Raw genomic sequence first — 20896 nt, 5'->3', positions numbered from 1 at the left:
CCAGGGTCAATCGGACAACCAGTCGCGCCATGGCAGGCTGGTATCACCAAGGGCAATGAAATCGCCGTTCAACAGGGTTTCGCGGCGGTTGTAGCGGAACGGCTTGCCGGTTGCCGCCGACAGTACCGCGCCACCGGCGGCGTGCAGCACGCACTGGCCGGCGGCGGTATCCCATTCGGAGGTCGGGCCCAGCCGCGGATAGACGTCCAGGCCGCCTTCGGCGATCCGGCAGAACTTCAGCGACGAGCCCTGGGCGATGGTTTCGATGCGCCCCATGCGCGCCAGCAGCGCCTCGGTCTGCGGCGAGCGGTGCGAGCGGCTGGCGGCAACCCGCAGCGGAGCGGTGGCCGGTGTGCGGGTGCGCAGCACGGTGTCGTGCAGGCCCTGGCGGCGATAGGCCAGCTCGCCGCGCATGGCGTGCCAGACGATGCCGGTGACCGGCGCCAGCACCACGCCGAACGCCGGTGCGCCTTGGTAGATCAGGGCGATGTTGACGCTGAATTCGCCGTTGCGCTTGACGAACTCGCGGGTGCCGTCGAGCGGGTCGACCAGCCAGTACGCGCCCCAGTGGCGGCGCTGCTCCCAGCCCACCTGCAGCGACTCCTCGGACAGGATCGGCAGGTCCGGGGTCAACTGGCGCAGACCCTGCTCGATGACCTGGTTGGCGGCCAGGTCGGCGGCGGTGACCGGGCTGTCGTCGGCCTTGACCTGCACCTCGAAACCATCGGCATACACCTGCATGATGGCCTGCCCGGCCTGCTGGGCGATGGCGATGGCGGTCTCGCGCAGGTCCGTGGTCAGCTTGATCATCGGCTTCCCTGCAGCCACTGCCGGGCGATGAACAGCGCCGCCAGCGAGCGTCCCTCGGAGAAGTCCTCGCGCAGCATCAGCTGGTCCAGCTCGGCCAGCTTCCACGGCACCACTTCCAGTTCCTCCGGCTCGTCGCCGGCCAGCTTCTCCGGATACAGGTCGCGGGCCACCACCAGCCACGACTGGTGGCTCATGTAGGTCGGGGCCAGGGTCATCGCGCGCAGCACGTCGACCCGACGCGCACCATAACCGGCCTCTTCCTTCAGTTCGCGATCGGCGGCCTGCTCGGGGCTCTCGCCGGCGTCGATCCGGCCCTTGACCAGGCCCAGCTCGTAGCGGTGCATGCCCGCTGCGTATTCACGCACCAGCAGCACGGTCTGGTCGTCGAGCATCGGCACCACCACCACCGCACCATGGCCGCGGCTGACCAGGCGCTCGAAGCGCCGGCGTTCGCCATTGGAGAACTCCAGGTCCAGGTGCTGGCGCTGGAAGGGGCCGTTCTCCTCGTCGGTGATCCGATGGATGATCGGCAAGCGACGGCCGCCACGGTCATCGTTCATGCGGAAACTCCGCGGCGGCCGGCGCACGCGCCGGGGCCGATAGAATGTGCAGGCAGCAACATGTTCATGAGCCCGAAATGCTAGCAGACCCAACCCCCTCCCCGCTGGCCCAGCACTGGCGGCAACGCGACCTGCAGGTGCTGTGGCACCCGTGTACGCAGATGCGCGAGCACCCGCACACCCTGCCGCTGGTGCCGATCGCCCGTGGCGAAGGCGCATGGCTGATCGATCACGATGGCAACCGCTACCTGGACGCGGTCAGCAGCTGGTGGACCAATCTGTTCGGCCACGCTGAACCGCGCATCGGCGGCGCCATCGCCGCCCAGGCCGGGCAGCTGGAACAGGTGATGCTGGCCGGCTTCGGCCACGAGCCGGCGATCACCCTGGCCGAGCGCCTGCTGGCGCTGGCGCCGCGCCAGCCCGGCCGCGCGCCGCTGGCCAAGGTGTTCTACGCCGACAACGGTTCGGCCGGCGTGGAAGTGGCATTGAAGATGGCCTTCCAGTATTTCCAGAACCGTGGCGAGTCACGGCGCACCCGCTTCGTCGCGCTGGAGAACGGCTACCACGGCGAGACCCTCGGCGCGCTGGCGATGGCCGACATCCCGCTGTATCGGCGCGTGTATGCCCCGCTGCTGGCCGAGGGCCTGTTCGCCCCCTCACCCGACGCTTACCTGGCCGAGCCGGGCCAGAGTGCCGCCGACCGTGCGCGGCAGGCCGCCGATGGTCTGGCCACGCTGTTCGACCAGCATCCGGGTGAGATCTGCGCGGTGATCCTGGAGCCGCGCCTGCAATGCGCCGGTGGCATGCGCATGCACGACCCGGTGTACCTGCAGCGGGTGCGCGAGCTGTGCGATGCACATGGCGCGTTCATGATCGCCGACGAGATCGCCACCGGGTTCGGCCGCACCGGCACCCTGTTCGCCTGCGAGCAGGCCGGGGTGATGCCGGACCTGATGTGCCTGTCCAAGGGCCTGACCGGCGGCTTCCTGCCGCTGGCCGCGGTGCTGGCCACGCAGGCGCTGTACGACGCCTTCCTTGACGATTCACGCGAGCGCGCCTTCCTGCATTCGCACAGCTACACCGGCAACCCGCTGGCCTGCGCCGCTGCGCTGGCGACGCTGGACATCTTCCGCGACGACGATGTGATCGCCCGCAACCGTGGCATCGCTTCGGTGATGGGCACGCTGGCCGCACCGTTCAACGACCACCCGCACGTGGCCGACGTGCGCCAGGCCGGGATGGTGGTGGCCTTCGAGCTGTCGCGCGACGGCAACAGGCGCACGCCGTTCGACCCGGCACTGCGGCTGGGCCTGCACGCCTACAAGGCCGCGTTGAAGCGCGGCGTGGTGCTGCGCCCGCTGGGCGACGTGCTGTACTGGATGCCACCCTACTGTGTGGATGATCAACAACTGGAGCTGCTGGCACATACCACGCTGGCCGCCATTGACGAGGCCATTGCATGCGCGTGACCCGCTGCCCCATCGACCTGCCGCTGCACAGCGGACAGACCGTGACCCTGCCCGAAGAAGCCGCCAACCACCTGGTCCGCGTGATGCGCCTGCGCGAAGGTGACAGCTGCGTGCTGTTCAACGGTGACGGCCACGACTACAGCGCGACGCTGACCGTGGCCGGCAAGCGCGAGGTGCAGGCGCGCATCGACGCGGTGCAGGCGGTGGACAACGAATCGCCGCTGGCGATCACCCTGCTGCAGGGCATCGCCCGTGGCGAGAAGATGGACCTGATCCTGCAGAAGGCGACCGAACTGGGTGTGGCAGCGATCATTCCGGTCAATGCCGAACGCACCGAGGTGAAGCTCGACGCCGCCCGCGCAGAGAAGCGGGTTGCGCACTGGAACAACGTGGTGACCTCGGCCTGTGGCCAGTCCGGGCGCGCACGCATCCCGCAGGTCGGTTCGCCGCTGTCGCTGGCGCAGGCGGCGACAGCGCTGCCGGCCCAGACCCTGCGGCTGACCCTGGACCCGCAGGGCGCGCATCGCCTGTCGACGCTGGATGCGGCGCCGGCCGGTGGCATCGTGATTGCGATTGGCCCGGAGGGCGGCTGGTCACCGCGCGACCGTGACCAGCTGGCGGCGGCGGGGTTCCAGGGGCTGCAGCTGGGCCCGCGCATCCTGCGCACGGAAACCGCAGGCTTGGCCGCGATCGCGGCGCTGCAGGCAACGCTGGGGGATCTGGGGTAACACCGATTCGTGGTGGTGCCGGCCGCTGGCCGGCATCCACGGGATCATGAGGTTGCCGGCCAGCGGCCGGCACTCCCGGGAATCCGGAACGCCTCCGGTAGCGCCGGGCCATGCCAGGCGGGTTCCCGATCAGGCGGCCAGCGAATCCAGCGCCGCTTCCAGCGCATCCAGGTTCGGCAGCAGCGCACTCTGCTCGCCCAGCAGCACGCGCATATGCACGATCTGCGGCAGGGTCTCCTCGGAGGCGTCGGCCAGCAGGCCGTCGCGCGGCACCGAGATCAGCTGCGGAAAATTCTGCGTCAGCAGTGCGTAGTACGGGCGCTGGACGTTGCCGCTCAGGGCCTTGAGCACCACCACCTTGTTATGACCGGCCACCGCCTCCTCGCCCAGCCCGGACAGGCGCGCGAACGACACCAGTGGCACCTGCCAGCCATGCCAGCCGATCTCGCCAACCAGCCAGCGCGGCGCATCGGCCACTGGCTGCACCGGCACGCGCGACATCATTTCCGCCACCGTAGCATTGGGCAGCAACACGCGCTCATTGCCGGCCTGGATCAGGACGCCGCGGATTTCATCATTGCTGGCATAGCTCACGGTGCTTCTCCGTTGTCGTCTTCCCCGCCCCAGCGCGCAGCAATCGCCTGCGCCAGCGCCTGTGGCTCGCCGGGCACACCGCCGGCGGCAACCACGGCCGTGGCTGCAGCCGGGTCATAGCAGCCTTCGCCAACCTGCCCGGCCACCCACGCACCGGCAGCGGCCAGATCCAGCGCCGGGCCGACATGGCCCAGGTCGGCACCGCTGAGCAGCACCAGCGCGGTGTGCTCGGCCGGCAGCGCCGCGATCGCGATGCCGTCGGCATCGGTCCGGAAATGCAGGCCATCACTGGCTACGTGTACGCCGATGTCATCGGCCAGAACGTGCACTTCGCCGGGCACGGCGCGCTGGCCGGCTTCTGCCAGCTGCACCGGCAGCGGCGACACCCGCGCCATCTGCTTGACCAGGTTGCCGTAACGGCCCCCATCAAGGCGCATATGCACCAGCACCGGCACGCTGAGCGTGGCCGGCAGCGCGCCGAGCAGGCGACGCAGCGCGTCGGGGCCACCGATGCCGGCCAGCACCAGCAACGATGCAGCGCGGGCGCCCACCGGCGCCGCCGCGTCCAGATCGACCAGGCTCAGGTGATCGGTATCGAATGCGGGCGATGCTTGTTCAGCCGCCGTGTCGCGCGAGCCGTCGGCAGATGCGTGGTCGCCCGAGGTGTCCTCGACCAGCGACCACGCGGTGTGGTCGAAGGAAATCGGCGGCGCCACCGGGAGCGCGGGCGTGACCTCCGGCGGCACAGGCAGCGGCGGTGCTTCAGGCAGTTCGGGCAGCACCGGCTGCAGTGCGGACAACGCCTGCTCCAGCGCGATCGGCTCGCGCAGCTGCGCCGGTGGCGAGTACAGGCCGTCCGCGGGCACCTCGTCGGCCCAGGTTGCGGCCTGGTCCAGGTGCGGCTGCAGGGCTTCCTCGCGCGGTGCCGGTGCAGGCGCCGGGTGACCCGGTTCCAGCTGCAGGCTCGGTTCTTCCTCTGCGCCGGGCGGCAGCACCTGCTGGTGGCCGTGCAGCTTGGCAGCCAGATGGCGGCCCCAGCGCTGCGCTTCCCAGCCGTCCCGGCGCGCGGCCAGTTCGGCTTCATCGAACACCAGCGTGAGGTCCGGCGCGGACAGCAGCGGCTCCAGGCGCTCCAGCGCATCCTCGATGGCGGCCTCCAGGGCAATCACCACGAACTGCGGATGCGCGGCCTGCAGCGCCTGCGGTTCCAGGCCGTTCGGATCGTCTTCCAGCACCAGCTGCACATCGGCGTGCGCCAGCGCCTCACGCAGGCGCTCGCGCGCCGCGCCAGGGCGGGCCAGCAGGGCAACGGCCGGAGCCGGATGGGCTTCACTCACGGACACGGGCGATCCCCAGCAGGTCGTACACGTTACGCATCAGGTCCAACTCCTGGTACGGCTTGCCCAGGTAGCGCTGGACACCAATCTCGAAGGCGCGCTGGCGGTGCTTGTCGCCGCTGCGCGAGGTAATCATCACGATCGGCACATCCTTGTAGCGCGGATCGGCGCGCATGGCGGTGGCCAGCTCATAGCCATCCATGCGCGGCATCTCGATGTCCAGCAGCATCAGGTCGGGCACGCGCTCTTCCAGCCGTTCCAGCGCTTCCACGCCATCGCGGGCGACGCTGACCTCGAAGTTGTGGCGTTCGAGGATGCGCCCGGTGACCTTGCGCATGGTCAGCGAGTCGTCCACCACCATCACCAGCGGCACCTGGCGCTCCTGGCGCGGCGCGTTGGCCAGCACCGGCAGCGTCGGGTTGGCCAGGAAACGGCGCACCAGCGGCGCGACGTCCAGGATCACCACCACGCGGCCATCGCCGGTGATGGTGGCGCCGTAGATGCCCGGTACCGAGGCGATCTGCAGGCCGACCGGCTTGACCACGATTTCGCGGTTGCCAAGCACCTGGTCGATCGCCACCGCAGCGCGCAGGTCGCCGGCGCGGACCAGCAGCAGCGGCACCTGGTCCTGGCCATCGGCACGCGCCGGGGCCTGCCCGACCAGGCTGCCGAGGTCGTACAGCGGGTAGTCTTCGCCGCTGTAGCGGTAGCTGCTGTCGGCCGCTTCGAAACGCTCGCGCGACAGGCGGCCGATACCACTGACCGAGGCCACCGGCACGGCGAAGGTGGTTTCACCGATCTGCACGAACACCGCCTGGGTGACCGCCAGCGTCTGCGGCAGGCGCAGGGTGAAGCGCACGCCCTGGCCACGCACCGACTGGATGTCGACCGAGCCGCCGAGCTGGCGTACTTCGTTGCGCACCACGTCCATGCCCACGCCGCGGCCGGCCAGCTGGCTGACCTGGTCGGCGGTGCTGAAGCCGGAGGCGAAAATCAGGTTGTCCAGTTCCTGTTCGCTGGGCTGCGCGTCGGCGCCCAGCAGGCCACGGTCGATGGCACGGCGGCGGATCGCTTCGCGGTCCAGGCCGGCGCCGTCATCGGCCACTTCCAGCACGATTTCCGAGCCTTCACGATGCAGGCGGATGGCGATCTCGCCTTCCTCCGGCTTGCCGGCGGCACGACGCTGTTCCGGCGCTTCCAGACCGTGCGCCACCGAGTTGCGCAGCATGTGTTCCAGCGGCGCGACCATGCGGTCGAGCACATTGCGGTCCAGTTCGCCGTGGGTGCCTTCCAGGGTCAGGTGCACCTGCTTGCCGGTGTCCATGCCGGACTGGCGGACCACGCGGCGCAGGCGCGGCACCAGGCCATCGAACGGCACCATGCGCGCACGCATCAGGCCGTCCTGCAGTTCCGAGCTGACCCGCGACTGCTGTTGCAGCAGCGAATCGTACTGCCGCGACAGATCGTCCAGCACACCCTGCAGGCCGCCAAGGTCGGCCGCCGATTCGTTCAGCGCGCGGCTGAGCTGCTGCAGGGTGGAGAAGCGGTCCAGCTCCAGCGGATCGAACTTCTGGTCGGCCTGGTCCTGCTCGCGCTGGTAGCGGGCGACGATCTGCGCCTCGGTTTCCAGGTCGAGGCGGCGCAGCTGGTCGCGCAGTCGCGCATTGGTGCGTTCCAGCTCGCCCATCGCGCCACGGAAGGCACCCAGCTGCTGTTCCAGGCGCGAGCGGTAGATCGCCACTTCACCGGCATGGTTGACCAGGCGATCAAGCAGGTCGGCGCGCACGCGGACCTGTTCCTGCTGCGGACGCGCGAGCGGATCTTCATCGACCACGCCCTCGACCGGCAGCGGTGCCGACAACGGCGCATCCAGCAGTGCCGGCACCGAACCTGCGACCGGTGCCGATGCGGTTTCCTCGACGCCGGTCGCGATGGCTGCGCTGGCAGCCGCCGCGGCTGCGGCGATATCGGTAGTGGTGCGGACCTCAAATGCCTCCACCAGGTCCTGCGCCGGCTCCACCACGCGATGGGCGCCGGTACGGGTCAACATCTGGTGCAGACGGTCGAAACCGCGCTCGAGCAGCTGCACGTCGCGGCGCTCGATCTCGGTACGGCCGGCGGCCACTGCTTCCAGCAGCGATTCGATGCTGTGGCCCAGATCGCCGATGGCGTTGATGCCGGCCATGCGCGCGCCACCCTTCAGGGTGTGCAGGTCGCGCTGCAGTCCTGCCAGCGCCTCCCGGTCCTGGGGTGCGTCGCGCAGCTCGCTGATCAGGCCATCGCAGTGGTCAAGCAGATCCTTGCCTTCCTCGACGAAGATGTCGACCAGTTCGCGGTCGTACACGCTGAAGTCGAGTGCATCGGCGCTGTCGTCCAGCGCCGGGGCGGCCGTGGCGGCGATGACCGCTGCGTCGATCGTGGCGGCGTCAGCAGACGGCAGGACCGGCACCAAGGCCTCAGCGGTGGGTGCATCAGCCGCCGGACGCGGCTGGCCTGGCGCCTCTTCCAGTTCGAAGAAGCGCACCGGCGCGAGGGTGTCCTGCGGTGCGTCTGCGGCGCTGTCTTCATCCACCGTGGCCGGGGACGGCTGGTCGGCGCTCTCTCCTTCACCGACCGCCGCCGCCCCGCCGACGTCCGCATCCTCGGCAAAGGCATCTGCCTCGCCCGGCGCGAGTTCGCTGGCCTGCAGGCCGAGCACGGGCCATTGCCCGTCGTCGGCCAGGGGCTGTTCTTCGTCGATCACGTGCAGGCCGGCCTCGAGCGCGGCTTCCAGCGAGACCGGTTCGGCAAACCCCGGCGCAGCCATTTCATCCTGCAGGCTCGACAGCTCGCTGTCGAGTGGCAGTGCAGCAGCGTCGTCGTGGCCTTCATCGTCGGCAACCTCAACGTCGCCGGGCGAACGCCTATTCAGGCCAATTGCGTCAACTTCGTCGACCGCGACAGACTCGTCCACATCGCGGTCATCCACCGGCAGCGCGCTGGCATCGAGATACGGCGAGAGGTCATCGATCACGGTCAGGTCAGCCGCGTCGACCAGCGACGCCGCGGGCGCTGCTTCCAGCACGTCTTCGGCGATGTCGGCATCGCTGCCCTGCACCTGCAGTGGATCGATCTCAATCGATTCATCGACGGCCGCCGAAGGCTCGCCCTCGGCAGGCTCCGACGGCCATGCAGCGTCGAAGTAGCGCGAGAGATCATCGCTGCCGGTCAGTTCGACGACCTGCAGATCGCTCTCCTCGACCGGCGCGGTGGTCTGCTCCGGCGAAGCATCGGCTGCAACCGGCTCCAGTTCCGGCGCGGCCTGCGCATCGACGTCGGCGTCCGCGTCCAGCGCCAGATCGCCCTCGTCCTCTTCCAACCCGGCCATCGGCCAACGCGCTTCGGGCAGCTCGCCGGCCAGCGCCAGCAGGCGCTGCACCAACGCCGGCTGCGGCGCGATGCGCGGCTGCTCGGCCTGCAGCGCCTCCATGGTGGCGGTGATCGCCTGCGCGGTGGCATCCAGCGCGGACACGCCCTCGTCTCCCGGCACCACGTCTGCGGCCAAGGCACGCTTGATGTACGACTCGGCACCGCCGGTAACCGCGGTGATTTCCGGCACCTCGGTCATTGCGAAGGCGCCGTTCATGGTGTGCACCGCACGCAGCAGTGCATCGCTGACCGGCTGCGGCGCGTGCTGGGCCGAGCGCAGCCAGTTCAGCAGCGTCGTCTGGTGCACCTCGACTTCGGCTTCGAGGATCTCGCGCAGCACGCTGTCGATATTGGCCGGCGTCCCCGCCGCTTCCAGCGCCGGGTCCGCCTCCGATCCGGGCTGCGTCGAAGCGATGGCTTCGGCCTCGAGCAGGCGGCTGATCTCATCCTCGCCCTCTACCTCGGCCTCGACCTTCGGTGCGACAGGCGCGGCCGCAACCGGCAGCGGCACGTAGAAGGTTTCCTCACCGGCACCCACGCGGTCGGCAATGGCCTGCATCGCCTGCAGGTCGACGCTGATGCGCTGGCCATGGCGCAACGCGGCGTTCAGCTGCGGCAGCGCGGCATGGGCATGATCGACCATCGCCAGCACCGCCGGCGAGGCCGGACGCGTACCCTCGAGCACGCGGTTGAGCATGCTCTCGATCTTCCAGGCGAACTCGCCCAGAGTGCGTGCGCCCACCAGGCGGCCACTGCCCTTCAGGGTGTGGAAGATGCGCCGGATCGGACGCAGCCGGTCGGTGTTGTCCGGCTGCATGCGCCACGCCGGCAACAGCGCGCCGAGGTTGGCCAGCTCATCATCGAACTCTTCAAGGAACACCTCACGGATGTCCTCGTCGATGTTTTCGGCATCGTCATCGAAACCGGCCTCGAAGCCGGCTTCGGTCGCGGCGCCGGCTCCGGCATCGGCCGGTACAGCCGCCGCCTGCGGGTCGAAGTCGGCCGCAGCCGCGCTCAGCTCGGCGAAGAACTGGGCGTCGGCTTCGCTGAAATCAATCGGGGCGATGGTGTCGATGTCGATCACCGACACCGCCGGTGCCGGCAGCCCGTCGGCAGCGGCATCAGCTACCGCCGCCAGTGGCACGTCGTCGACCGGCAAGGCGGCTTCGGCATCGACCTGCTGCAGCGGCACATGCAGACCGGTGTCGTCCTCCAGCGCCAGCGTCTCCATCGCATGCAGCGACAGCACGTCGTCGGCATTGTCCAGCGCGTCGGCGTCGAAGCGGAACACCACCTCATCGGTCGCGGCAGCCGCGTCGTGCTCGGCCATCACCGGATCGAACACGGGTGCGGCATCGATCGCGGCGACACGGGCTGCCGGTGCGGCAACCGCGTCGTCGGCCACCAGCGTGGAGACCTCGTCCTGCACCGGCAGCGGCGCTTCGGACAGCGTCCACTGCGGCGTGGCGTCCTGCCCGGCGTCGGCCAGCTCGAAGCTGACCGGATCAAAGCTGGCGAAGGTCGGGCTGCGTTCGTCGGAAGACGGCGCGAGCGGTTCGGCATCCGGATAGAACGGCGCCAGGTCCCATTGCGGCACCTCCGGTGCGGGCGCGCTGGAGGCAGCAAACACCAGCGGCGACTCGGCATCGGTCGTGGACGCCGTTGCGATGGCCGCGGCAACCGAATGGCCGGCAGCATCGAACATCAGCGGGTTGTCCGCCACCACCGGCGGCGGATCGAAGGTGAAGTCCGGCAGCGGCAGCGGCACCGCGCCCGGAGAGGGAGCGGCCTGCTGCACGGGGATATCAACGTGCTCCGGCTGCAACGGGCTGCCGTGCAGGTCGATCGGCTCGCGCTCGACCGCCTGCAGCGTGGCGGCCGCCGGTGCGCTGGCGGTGCGCTCGGGCAGTGGCCAGTAGCGCAGTGCTTCCAGGCTGCTGCGGGTGATTTCAAGAATGTCCTCACGGCCCGGCCGGCGGTCACGCAGGGCTTCGAGGTAGTACTCCAGGCTGGCCATGGCGTCGGCCAGGGTGTCCAGCTGGCGGCCACTGGGCACGCGCTGGCGGCCGATCAGTTCGGCCTCGATGTACTGCTGCACGCCGCGCAGGTAGTCGGCGGCGGTGCCCAGATCGAGCATGCGCAGCGCACCGGCGACATCGCCGAGCAGGCGCGGCACGTCCTGCAGTTGAGCATGGTTCCAGCTGGTTTCGATGAAGGCGACGAAGTGTTCGCGCGCCGCGGCGAAATTGGCGATGGCTTCGTGCGCCAGCACCTCCACCGTACGCCGGTTTTCCACTGCGCTCGGGTCGTCCTCACCACTGCCACCGGCGCCCAGGTGGGCGACCTGGTCATCCAGCGACGCATCGACGTAGAGCAGCGCGCCGGCGATATCCAGCAGCAGGCTCTCGTCGATCTGCTGGCGGCCCTCGACCACGCCACGCAGCGCGTCGCGCTGCTGCACGACCACGCCGCGGGCCACGCCCAGGCCCATCATGCCCAGCGTATCGGCCACCGCGCCCAGCTCGTTGGCCTGGGTCTGCAGCTGTTCCGGCGCGCCGCCGGTACGCAGGTGCAGGTCCAGCGCATCCTTGATGCGCAGCAGTTCTTCCTTCACCGCGCTGCCCACGGTATCGAGCAGCTCGCGGTTGCGGCCACTCAGGCTGCCACGGGCATGGTCCAGCTCGGCTTCGGTGGCGGTGATGCTGTCCGGCGCGAAGGCCAGCAGCACGCTGTCATGCACGCCCTCTTCGCCGCGCGCGGCGCGGATCTCGTTGAGCAGCGGCATCAGCACGATCGGGATGTCGCGGTGACCGTTCTGCAGACGCTCCAGGTAGTCGGGCAGCAGCACGCTGCCGCGCATCAGGGTCGCGCACGCTTCATCGCGATCGGACACATGGCCGCCGCCGATGGCGTTGGCCAGCTGTTCCAGCTCCTCGGCCACCATCGCCGGGGCGTACAGCTCGACCATGCGCAGGGTGCCCTGCACCTGGTGCAGATAGCCGGCGCAGATGCGCATGCGGCTGGCATCGGTCGGATCTTCCGCGTAGTACTCGACCTCATTGCGCACCTGGCGCAGGGTCTCGTCCAGCTCGGGCTTGACCCAGCCCAGCGCTGCGTGGCTCATCGCATCGCGCAGACTGCTCATGGACGCGCTCCGTTCGCCGCCGCGCGGAGGCCGCGCGAGTTCTGGCGTGGGGAATGGAAATGCTTCATCGAGGGATTCCTTGCTCGCCGCCCTGCCCGCGTCACGCCGGCAGCTTGAAGTCGGCGACCGAACGACGCAGGTCCGCCGCCAGCTGCGCGAGGTGGCCGATTGACTCGGCGGTCTGCCCGGCACCCTGCGAGGTCTGGCCGGTGATCTGCCGGATCACGCCCATGGTGCGGGTGATGTCCGACGCCGCGGCCGACTGCTGCTGGGCGGCGATGGAGATGTTCTTGATGAGGGTGTTCAGGGCGTTGGACACGCGCTCGATCTCGGTCAGCGCGGTGCCGGCGTCCTCAGCCAGGCGCGCACCGGACACCACTTCGGCAGTGGTCTGCTCCATCGATGTCACCGCTTCATTGGTATCGGCCTGAATGGCCTGCACCAGGTTCTCGATGCGTCGGGTCGCACCCGAGGTACGTTCTGCCAGGCGCTGCACTTCGTCGGCCACGACCGCGAAACCGCGGCCGGCTTCACCGGCCGAGGCCGCCTGCACGGCGGCGTTCAACGCCAGGATGTTGGTCTGCTCGGAAATGTCGTTGATCAGTTCCACGATCGAGCCGATTTCCTGCGACGACTCGCCCAGGCGCTTGATGCGCTTGGAGGTTTCCTGGATCTGGTCGCGGATCTGGTCCATGCCCTGGATGGTCTCGCGCACCACGCCGGCACCCTCGGCGGCGATCACCACCGAGCGCTGTGCCACGTCGGCCGACTCGGCCGAGTTGCGCGACACCTGTTCAATGCTCGCCGCGATTTCGCCGATGCGGTCCGAGGCCGAGGTGATCTGGTTGGCCTGGTGGCCGGCAGCCTCTGCCAGCTGCATGGCCGTGGCCTGGGTTTCCTGGGTGGACACGGCAACCTTGGCCGAGGTGTCGTTGATGGTGGTCACCAGGTGACGCAGTTCATCGACGGCGTAGTTGATCGCGTCGGCGATGGCGCCGGTCATGTCCTCGGTCACCGAGGCCTTGACGGTCAGGTCACCCTCACCCAGCGAGGAGATTTCGTCCAGCAGCCGCATGATCGCCTGCTGGTTGCGGCTGTTGAACTCCACCTGGGTCTGGTAGCGCAGTTCCTGCTCGCGTGAGCGGCTGCGCACGTTGGTGGAGACGAAGCCGATGATCGCGATCAGCGACAGCGCACCGGACACCACGCCGATCCAGAAGTTCGGGAACAGGCGGGTGTCGGACACCGAGCCGAACGAGGAGAAGGCATCGAACAGCTTGCGGCTGTCATCGAGCATGTGCGCCGAGCCCTGGCCCAGCGCGGTGGCCGCCGACTGCGCCGCAAACAGCTGGCGCGAGCTGGCCAGGATCGCATCGGCGTCCTGCTTCATGGCTTCCCACTTCTGCTGCGACTGCTCCAGGGCGGCCACGGCGGCGGCACCACGCACGGCGGTGATGCCCAGCTCCTCGTTGCCGTTGCGCAGGCCATCGAGCACCTGCGAGAACACGGTGATATCACGCGCCAGTGCATCACCGGAGGTCGCCGCGGCGCTGCCGCCGGCGCGCATTTCGGTCACGCGGCGGGCCATCGAACCGGCCACCACCACCTGCTGCAGTGCGCTGTACACCTGCGCCGACGGCGCACCGGAGGCGGACATCGCGCGCACCAGCTCGTTCAGCTGGGCCTGCAGGCCCGGCACTGCGCCGGTGAAGTTGTTGGCATTGCCGGCCAGGGCCAGCACCGCCGGCTCGCTGGCCACCAGCTGGCCGGCCTGCTTGCCCAGCGGCGCCCAGGTTTCGCCCAGTTTGGCGATGGCCCCGGACACGCCCGGTTCCTTGCCGTAACGGCCCTGCAGCGTCGACACATTCTGTTCGATCGCGTTGCGGGTGGCCTTGAAGGCGGTAAAGGCCTGGGCGTTGCCGCCGACGGCATCACGGCCCTGGTTGGCCAGCTGTTGCGACAGCACCTGCAGATCGGCGGCCTTGGAGCCGGCGTCGGCCAGGCGGCTGCCCTGCCAGGTGGCGACGCCGGTGTTGACGCCGAACAGGATCATCGATGCCAGCAGCAGGAACAACCAGAGGTTGCTGCCGCCCAGCCGCAGCTTGCCGGTCTTGGTGGCGTCCGAAGCAGTACTCATCGTTCAACCTCGATCTTCAATGCAGGGGGCGATGCCCGGCCTCAGGCCGCGGCTTGCCGGAATTCAGGGGTGCGCGACAGCAGCGAGAGCGAGAACACGCCCCAGTCATGGCCGTCGGCATGGAAGGCACGATCGACGAAGTGGCCATAACGCCCTTCGGCCAGCGTACCGGCCGCGATCTGCTGGTCCTGTTCGAAGCTGCGCTGGCCGAACAGTTCGTCGATGGTCAGTGCAACGTCGCCACCGGCCTGGCGCATGATCAGCACGCGCTGGCCTTCCTGCTGCACGGTGCGCGTGCCTTCCAGGAAGTACTTCAGGTCCACCACCGGGAACAGGTTGCCGCGCAGGTTGCCCACGCCCAGCAGCCAGGGCTGGGCACAGGGCACCGCGGTGACCGGCGGCATCGGCACGATCTCCACCACTTCGCGGAAATCGGACACCAGCCGGCGCTGGCCGACGCGGTAGCCCACGCCACGCCACAGGTCCTGGGCGAACTGGCGTTCGGGCAGCTGCACCGCATGGGCCAGGCTGCGCCGTTCGTAGGCTTCCAGGATGTCGAAGGGCGAGCGCATCAGGTCACCAGTTCGTTGATCCGCGCGATCAGTTCATCCTCGCGCGGCGGCTTGACGATGTAATCGGCCGCGCCCTGGCGCAGCCCCCAGGCCTTGTCGGTTTCCATCGCCTTGGTGCTGACGATGATCACCGGGATGTGCTTGATCGCCGCGTCACGGGCCATCGCCCGCGTCGCCTGGAAACCACTCATGCCGGGCAGCACCACGTCCATCAGCACCAGCTGAGGCACCTGGTCACGCACCAGCTGCAGGCCGTCTTCGGCGTTGTCCGCTTCCAGCACTTCGTGGCCGGCACGGCGCAGCCATTGGCTGAACACCGCGCGGTCGGTCGGTGAATCCTCGATCAGGACGATACGAGCCATTGTGCCTTTCCCCCCTGGTCAGGCGTTGACGTATGTGCGGATGGCACCCAGCAGTTCTTCGCGCGTGAAAGGCTTGGTCAGGTACTGCTCCGAGCCGACGATGCGTCCCCGCGCCTTGTCGAACAGGCCATCCTTGGACGACAGCATGATCACCGGGGTCGCCTTGAACAGCTGGTTGCCCTTGATCAGCGCGCAGGTCTGATACCCGTCCAGGCGCGGCATCATGATGTCGACGAAGATGATCTGCGGTTGCTGGTCTGCGATCTTCGCAAGCGCCTCGAAGCCGTCGGTGGCGGTGACCACCTCGCAGCCTTCGCGCTTGAGCAGCGTTTCCGCAGTCCTGCGGATGGTCTTCGAATCATCGATGACCATCACCCGGAGTCCTGCGAGTTCCCCGCCCGCAGTCGTGTTTTCAGTCATTGCCTATCCCCAAGCGAACGGCCCGATCTTTGGCGGGGGCCGCTACGAAAGCGTATCTATATCGCACTTTCCGCGCCCGCTTCAAGGCCGCCCCACCACGCGGGGCGTGGCGCCCTGCTGAACGTGACCGGGTTCGCAATGACTGCGCTGCCGCCAGGCGGACGCTGCGTTGCGGTGCGGCAGGCAGGCACGCGGGCGGCGTTGCCGCTACCATCAACGCCTTGCCTGACAGGTGCGCCCATGCCGTTGAACGTCATCGTGGTGATGGACCCCATCGCCCACATCAAGATCGCCAAGGACACCACCTTTGCCATGCTGCTGGAAGCCCAGCGCCGCGGCCATGCCCTGCACTACGTGCGGCCGGGCGGACTGGCCCTGGAAGGCGGCGTGGCGGTGGCCCAGACCGCGCCGTTGCAGGTGCGCGACGACCCGGCCGGCTGGTATGAGCTGGGCGCATTCAGCCGTACCGAATTCGGCCCCGGCCAGATCGTGCTGATGCGCAAGGATCCGCCGGTCGACGCCGAATACGTCTACGACACCCAGGTGCTGGACGTGGCCGCCGCCGCCGGCGCCTGCGTGGTCAACAACCCGCAGGGGCTGCGCGACTACAACGAGAAGCTGGCCGCCCTGCTGTTCCCGCAGTGCTGCCCGCCGACCCTGGTCAGCCGCGACGCCAAGGCGCTGAAGGCCTTCGCCCTGGAACACGGCCAGGCCGTGCTGAAGCCGCTGGATGGCATGGGCGGGCGCTCGATCTTCCGCAGCGGCCAGGGCGATCCGAACCTGAACGTGATCCTGGAAACGCTGACCGACGGCGGCCGCAAGCTGGCGCTGGCGCAGAAGTTCATTCCCGATATCAGCGCCGGCGACAAGCGCATCCTCCTGGTCGATGGCGAACCGGTGGACTACTGCCTGGCGCGCATCCCGCAAGGTGACGAGTTCCGCGGCAACCTGGCCGCCGGCGGTCGCGGCGAAGGCCGCCCGCTGAGCGAGCGCGACCGCTGGATCGCCGCCCAGGTCGGCCCGGAGATGAAGCGCCGCGGCATGCGCTTCGTCGGTCTGGACGTGATCGGCGATTACCTGACCGAGGTCAACGTGACCAGCCCGACCTGCGTGCGCGAGCTGGATGCACAGTACGGCCTGAACATCGCCGGCACCCTGTTCGACGCACTCGAGGCCGGCCTGCGCTGATGCACGCCGCGTCTGCCGTCCTGCCCCCGCCGCCACGCGAAGCGCAGCGGCTGGGGGCGACCATCGCGCTGTCGGTGCTGGTCCACGCGCTGCTGATCCTGGGCGTGGGATTTGCAGTGAAGGGCGACGCGCCGCTGGTGCCGACGCTGGAGGTGATCTTCAGCCAGACGCGCACCGCACTGACCCCGAAGCAGGCCGATTTCCTGGCCGCGGCCAACCAGGAGGGCGGTGGCGAGCATGACCGCGCGCAGCGACCGCGTGACAACCAGGCCGGCATCGTGCCGCAGGCGCAGGCGGGTCTGAGCCCGGTACCGCAGCAGCAACAGGCGGCCGCGCCCGTCCCGCCGACGCAGGCCCGCGTGGTCAGCAGCCGCAATGGCGAGGAAACGGTGGCCCAGGCCCAGGCCCGGCCGACACCTGACCAGCCCGAACCGGATGCGCCCCTGACCGCGCGCGAGCAACGCGATGCGGAGATGGCACGGCTGGCGGCCGAGGTGCATCTGCGCTCGGCACAGTACGCCAAGCGCCCGAACCGCAAGTTCGTGTCGGCCAGCACGCGCGAATATGCCTATGCCAACTACCTGCGGGCGTGGGTGGACCGTGCCGAGCGGGTGGGCAACCTGAACTATCCGGACGAGGCGCGGCAACGCCGGCTGGGTGGCCAGGTGGTGATCAGCGTGGGCGTGCGCCGCGATGGCAGCGTGGAGAGCAGCCGCATCCTGCGTTCAAGCGGGACGCCGTTGCTGGATGAAGCGGCGCTGCGGGTGGTGAAGCTGGCCCAGCCGTTCCCGCCGTTGCCGAAGACCGAAGATGCGATCGACATCCTGCAGGTCACACGTACCTGGGTATTCCTGCCCGGCGGCGAACTGCGCGACGACCGGTAGGGGTTTGTTGCCCGGGCCTGCGGCCCGGGACCCGCTGCGAAGCCAGAGCAACGGCAACAGCCAAAGCAGCGGTCGGGATGTTGGGCTTGGCGGGGCGGTGTGGGCTTGCAGGACACGCCGTAAACCCATCCATGGGGGCTCGATGGCGCCATCCATGGCGCCAACGGTCCTGCAAGCCCACACCGCCCACCTCTGACAGCTCGCGGCGCCTCATTGCTGTTGGTAGGTGTCGACCTTGGTCGACACATCCACGCCATGCGTGGATGCGAGCGAAGCGATCGGCTTTGACTTTGACTTTGACTTTTCTTTTTTTTGATTTTCCGTGGCGGACACGCACGGAAACTGTCAGAGGTCGGGCGGGGTGGGTTCGCGGGGGTGTCCGCGGCATGGATGCCGCGGCCAAGCCCCCATGGACGGGTTCACGGCGTCCCCCGCGAACCCACCCCGCCCGGCCAAGCGCGCAGCCCTCCAGTCGAGCAAGCTCGACTCTACGCAGTCGCCGCCACGAGGGGCTCAGCCGTTGGCCTTCGCCTTGGCCTCGCGCGCCGCCTGCTGCTCGACCAGGGTCAGCGCCACGTTGTCACGCAGGTAGGCCGGCTCGACCCACTCCGGTGCAATGGCCTCGCCACGCGCGAACGCCGGCACCGCCAGCGCCAGCACGTCCGATGCCCGCGGCAATGCCGTAGCGTCGAAACCGCGCAGGCCATCACCCAACTGCGCCACCAGCGCGCCGTCGGCCGCACCAAAGCCGGTGCCGACGCCATAGGCCGAAAGGCCATCGGGCAGCGCCACCGCATCCGGTGCACATACGCGCTCGGCATCGCGCGCCACCGGCAAGCCATCCACGCGCTCGAAGCGCGCCACATACAGTTCGCCCATCCGCGCATCGATCGCCGACAGGATCTGTGTTTGTTCGGCCGGCGCACGCAACGCCAGCACCTGCAGCGTCGAGACCGGCAGCAGCGGGCGGTCCAGCGCCAGTGCGATGCCCTGCGCAATGGCGATGGCCAGGCGCACGCCGGTGAAGGCGCCCGGACCACGGCTGAGCGCGATGCCATCAAGCTGGCGACGGCTGATGCCGGCCTCGGCCAGCAGCGCCTCGGCCCACGGCAGGCTCAGCTCGGCGTGCCGGCGCGGCGCGATCTCGAAGCGTTCCAGTACCTGCCCATCGACATGCAGGGCAACGGAACAGGCTTCGGTGGCGGTTTCAAAGGCGAGCAGTTTCATCGGATCAGGTCAGAACAGGGGGAACGTGGCACCGGGCGCCGGGTCCGCCGCAGGGGCGGCCGGTACGGCATCATCGGCCACGGGAGCCCATTGTGGCGCAAAGAAGGCCTGCACATCGGCCAGGGCACGGGTGCGGCGGAACGGTGGCAGCGAATCGAGGAAGACCCGGCCGTAGCCCCGGTTGAGCAGGCGCGGGTCGCACAGCACCAGCACGCCGCGGTCGCTCTCGCTGCGGATCAGGCGACCGACGCCCTGTTTCAGCGCGATCACCGCCTGCGGCAGCTGTTCGTCGCGGAACGGATTGCCACCCTGGCTGCGGATCGCCTCCAGCCGCGCCTCGTACACTGGGTCGTCCGGTGCGGCGAAGGGCAGCTTGTCGATCATCACCACACTCAGCGCCTCGCCGACCACATCCACGCCCTCGCGGAAGCTGGCCGAGCCCAGCAGCACGCCATTGCCCGATTCGCGGAAGCGCTGCAGCAGGGTGGCACGCGGCGCCTCGCCCTGCACGAACAGCGGCCAGGGTCCGTCACGCAACGCTTCGGCCGCTTCGCGCAGCGCACGGTGGGAGGCGAACAGCAGGAACGCCCTGCCCTGCGATGCCTGCAGGACCGGCCGCAACGCCTGGATCAGCGCGGTACCGAAGCCGCGTGCGGCGGGATCAGGCAGGCCCTCGGGCAGGTAGCACAACGCCTGCTCGGGCCAGTTGAACGGGCTGGGCTGCACCAGCGTGTGCGGATCATCCAGGCCCAGGCGCGTGGCGATGTGATCGAAACCACCGCCGACGGTCAGCGTCGCCGAGGTGAAGATCCACGCCGCGCGGCTGCGCTGGCGATGCTCGCGCAACGGGCCGGACACATCCATCGGCGTGCGCTGGCAGCGGAAACCACGCGGCGTCAGCTCGTACCAGAGCACATCGGCCGCACCTGACACTTCGGTGGGATCGGTGTCGAAATCCAGTGTGGGCTCGTCATCGCCCAGCCATCGGCTCAATCGCGAAACCGCTTCGCGCGCACGCGCATGGCAGGCATCGAGGCCTGCGGCCGCTTCGCGCAGCGGCCGCAGCGCCTGTTCCAGCGTCACCAGGCCGGCCATCACCGTATCGAAGCCCTCGCGCACCTGGGGCATCGCCAGCGCACGCCATTGCGTGCCGCGCGGCGGCAGGCCCTCCATCGCCGAACGCAATGCAAGCAGCGCCTGCTGCAGCTGATCGACCGGCTCCTGCAGGGCCGACTGCGCGCCGCCCACGCCGCGTGCCTCGGCCAGGCAGTCGCGACCCAGTTCCTGCCAGGGCCGCATGCCGAAGCCCTCGCCGAAGAACTGCGCGGCCAGCTCCGGCAACTGGTGCGCCTCGTCGATGACGAAGGCCTGCGCGCCCGGCAGCAGCTCGCCAAAACCGTCCTGCTTCAACGCCAGGTCAGCCAGCAGCAGGTGATGGTTGACCACCACCACGTCGGCGGCCTGCGCACGTTGGCGGGCGCGCACCACGAAGCAGTCGTCCCAGAAGGGGCAGTCGGTGCCCAGGCAGTTGTCGACGGTGGAGGTGACCATCGGCAGCAGCGGCGAATCATCGGCCAGCCCGTCCAGCTCGGCGATGTCGCCAAACTCCGAGCGACCGGACCAGGCCAGGATGCGCTGGAACTGCGCGGCCTGTTCGGGGCTGGAAAAGCGCGGTTCGCCGCGCGCCTGCTGCAGGCGATAGCGGCACAGGTAGTTCGCGCGCCCCTTCAGCAGCGCACTGCGCAGGCCGACCCCCAGTGCCTGCCGCACACGCGGCAGATCGCGGTGGTAGAGCTGGTCCTGCAGCGCGCGGGTGCCGGTGGAGATGATGGTGCGCAGGCCGGACAACAGCACCGGCACCAGATAGGCAAAGGTCTTGCCGGTGCCGGTACCGGCCTCGGCCAAAAGCAGGTCGCGCTGCTGCAGCGCATCGGCGATGGCTTCGGTGAGGCGCAGCTGGGCCGGGCGCGGAACGAACGCGTCCAGGTGCGAGGCGAGCGCGCCGCCGTCGCTGAGGGCTTGGCGGCTGGCATGGACAAGGTCGGACATCAGAGG

Annotated in this window: 15 protein-coding genes; 4 read left to right on the top strand and 11 right to left on the bottom strand. The window is 69.1% G+C overall.

Annotated elements, in window-relative coordinates; genetic code table 11:
• Positions 1–6 precede the first annotated feature (6 nt).
• A complete protein-coding gene (cysQ, locus tag LZ605_RS20765) occupies positions 7–810 on the bottom strand; it encodes a 3'(2'),5'-bisphosphate nucleotidase CysQ (RefSeq protein WP_249843158.1) in 804 nt (267 codons plus the stop codon).
• Positions 807–1370, bottom strand: a complete 564-nt coding sequence (gene nudE, locus LZ605_RS20760; protein WP_107231815.1) for an ADP compounds hydrolase NudE — start codon at positions 1368–1370, stop codon at positions 807–809. The genes cysQ and nudE overlap by 4 nt, the downstream gene beginning before the upstream one ends.
• A 77-nt stretch (positions 1371–1447) precedes the next feature.
• On the opposite strand from nudE, the gene bioA reads away from it, so the two are divergent.
• Positions 1448–2839, top strand: a complete 1392-nt coding sequence (gene bioA, locus LZ605_RS20755; RefSeq protein WP_249843157.1) for an adenosylmethionine--8-amino-7-oxononanoate transaminase — start codon at positions 1448–1450, stop codon at positions 2837–2839.
• Positions 2830–3567 carry a 16S rRNA (uracil(1498)-N(3))-methyltransferase gene (locus LZ605_RS20750; RefSeq protein WP_249843156.1) on the top strand — a complete coding sequence of 246 codons (738 nt, stop codon included), beginning with the start codon at positions 2830–2832 and terminating at the stop codon, positions 3565–3567. The genes bioA and LZ605_RS20750 overlap by 10 nt, the downstream gene beginning before the upstream one ends.
• 129 nt (positions 3568–3696) lie before the next feature.
• Here the strand turns inward: LZ605_RS20750 and LZ605_RS20745 are convergent, their stop codons facing one another.
• From LZ605_RS20745 to pilG, 7 genes are all read right to left on the bottom strand, one after another.
• Positions 3697–4161, bottom strand: a complete 465-nt coding sequence (locus LZ605_RS20745) for a chemotaxis protein CheW (protein ID WP_249843155.1) — start codon at positions 4159–4161, stop codon at positions 3697–3699.
• Positions 4158–5504, bottom strand: coding sequence for a chemotaxis protein CheB (locus tag LZ605_RS20740; protein ID WP_249843154.1), 1347 nt, complete (start codon positions 5502–5504; stop codon positions 4158–4160). The genes LZ605_RS20745 and LZ605_RS20740 overlap by 4 nt, the downstream gene beginning before the upstream one ends.
• Positions 5491–12051 (bottom strand): Hpt domain-containing protein, encoded by a 6561-nt coding sequence (locus LZ605_RS20735; RefSeq protein ID WP_249843153.1) that lies wholly within the window; start codon positions 12049–12051, stop codon positions 5491–5493. The genes LZ605_RS20740 and LZ605_RS20735 overlap by 14 nt, the downstream gene beginning before the upstream one ends.
• Before the next feature lie 100 nt (positions 12052–12151).
• Positions 12152–14188 (bottom strand): methyl-accepting chemotaxis protein, encoded by a 2037-nt coding sequence (locus LZ605_RS20730; RefSeq protein ID WP_107231809.1) that lies wholly within the window; start codon positions 14186–14188, stop codon positions 12152–12154.
• 41 nt (positions 14189–14229) lie between these two features.
• Positions 14230–14760, bottom strand: coding sequence for a chemotaxis protein CheW (locus LZ605_RS20725; protein WP_107231808.1), 531 nt, complete (start codon positions 14758–14760; stop codon positions 14230–14232).
• Complete coding sequence (locus LZ605_RS20720; RefSeq protein WP_057498588.1) at positions 14760–15122, bottom strand: response regulator; 363 nt, start codon at positions 15120–15122, stop codon at positions 14760–14762. Before LZ605_RS20720 ends, LZ605_RS20725 begins: the two co-directional genes overlap by 1 nt.
• A gap of 18 nt (positions 15123–15140) precedes the next feature.
• Positions 15141–15542: a twitching motility response regulator PilG gene (pilG, locus tag LZ605_RS20715; protein ID WP_005418455.1), complete on the bottom strand. Its 402-nt coding sequence runs from the start codon at positions 15540–15542 to the stop codon at positions 15141–15143.
• Between the two features lie 240 nt (positions 15543–15782).
• Between pilG and gshB the strand changes: the two genes are divergently transcribed.
• Positions 15783–16730 (top strand): glutathione synthase, encoded by a 948-nt coding sequence (gene gshB / locus LZ605_RS20710; RefSeq protein ID WP_107231807.1) that lies wholly within the window; start codon positions 15783–15785, stop codon positions 16728–16730.
• Entirely contained in the window at positions 16730–17614 is an 885-nt protein-coding gene (locus LZ605_RS20705) for an energy transducer TonB family protein (RefSeq protein WP_249843152.1), read from the top strand. Before gshB ends, LZ605_RS20705 begins: the two co-directional genes overlap by 1 nt.
• Before the next feature lie 513 nt (positions 17615–18127).
• Here the strand turns inward: LZ605_RS20705 and tsaB are convergent.
• Both tsaB and LZ605_RS20695 read right to left on the bottom strand, forming a co-directional pair.
• The gene (gene tsaB, locus LZ605_RS20700; RefSeq protein WP_249843151.1) at positions 18128–18841 is read right to left on the bottom strand and encodes a tRNA (adenosine(37)-N6)-threonylcarbamoyltransferase complex dimerization subunit type 1 TsaB; all 714 of its coding nucleotides are present in this window, start codon (positions 18839–18841) and stop codon (positions 18128–18130) included.
• Positions 18842–18850: 9 nt separating this feature from the next.
• Positions 18851–20890, bottom strand: coding sequence for an ATP-dependent DNA helicase (locus tag LZ605_RS20695; protein ID WP_249843150.1), 2040 nt, complete (start codon positions 20888–20890; stop codon positions 18851–18853).
• Positions 20891–20896 lie beyond the last annotated feature (6 nt).

Origin of the sequence: Stenotrophomonas maltophilia (assembly GCF_023518235.1) — a bacterium.
GTDB lineage: Bacteria > Pseudomonadota > Gammaproteobacteria > Xanthomonadales > Xanthomonadaceae > Stenotrophomonas.
Note: the sequence above shows the minus strand (reverse complement) of the source record. Positions and strands in the feature narration are given on the sequence as shown.

What these genes read in the sequence shown, in the direction of transcription:
- cysQ (WP_249843158.1), bottom strand. Translation starts at nt 810, where the DNA reads ATGATCAAGCTGACCACGGACCTGCGCGAGACCGCCATCGCCATCGCC.
- nudE (WP_107231815.1), bottom strand. Translation starts at nt 1,370, where the DNA reads ATGAACGATGACCGTGGCGGCCGTCGCTTGCCGATCATCCATCGGATC.
- bioA (WP_249843157.1), top strand. Translation starts at nt 1,448, where the DNA reads ATGCTAGCAGACCCAACCCCCTCCCCGCTGGCCCAGCACTGGCGGCAA.
- LZ605_RS20750 (WP_249843156.1), top strand. Translation starts at nt 2,830, where the DNA reads ATGCGCGTGACCCGCTGCCCCATCGACCTGCCGCTGCACAGCGGACAG.
- LZ605_RS20735 (WP_249843153.1), bottom strand. Translation starts at nt 12,051, where the DNA reads ATGAGCAGTCTGCGCGATGCGATGAGCCACGCAGCGCTGGGCTGGGTC.
- LZ605_RS20730 (WP_107231809.1), bottom strand. Translation starts at nt 14,188, where the DNA reads ATGAGTACTGCTTCGGACGCCACCAAGACCGGCAAGCTGCGGCTGGGC.
- LZ605_RS20725 (WP_107231808.1), bottom strand. Translation starts at nt 14,760, where the DNA reads ATGCGCTCGCCCTTCGACATCCTGGAAGCCTACGAACGGCGCAGCCTG.
- LZ605_RS20720 (WP_057498588.1), bottom strand. Translation starts at nt 15,122, where the DNA reads ATGGCTCGTATCGTCCTGATCGAGGATTCACCGACCGACCGCGCGGTG.
- pilG (WP_005418455.1), bottom strand. Translation starts at nt 15,542, where the DNA reads ATGACTGAAAACACGACTGCGGGCGGGGAACTCGCAGGACTCCGGGTG.
- gshB (WP_107231807.1), top strand. Translation starts at nt 15,783, where the DNA reads ATGCCGTTGAACGTCATCGTGGTGATGGACCCCATCGCCCACATCAAG.
- LZ605_RS20705 (WP_249843152.1), top strand. Translation starts at nt 16,730, where the DNA reads ATGCACGCCGCGTCTGCCGTCCTGCCCCCGCCGCCACGCGAAGCGCAG.
- tsaB (WP_249843151.1), bottom strand. Translation starts at nt 18,841, where the DNA reads ATGAAACTGCTCGCCTTTGAAACCGCCACCGAAGCCTGTTCCGTTGCC.
- LZ605_RS20695 (WP_249843150.1), bottom strand. Translation starts at nt 20,890, where the DNA reads ATGTCCGACCTTGTCCATGCCAGCCGCCAAGCCCTCAGCGACGGCGGC.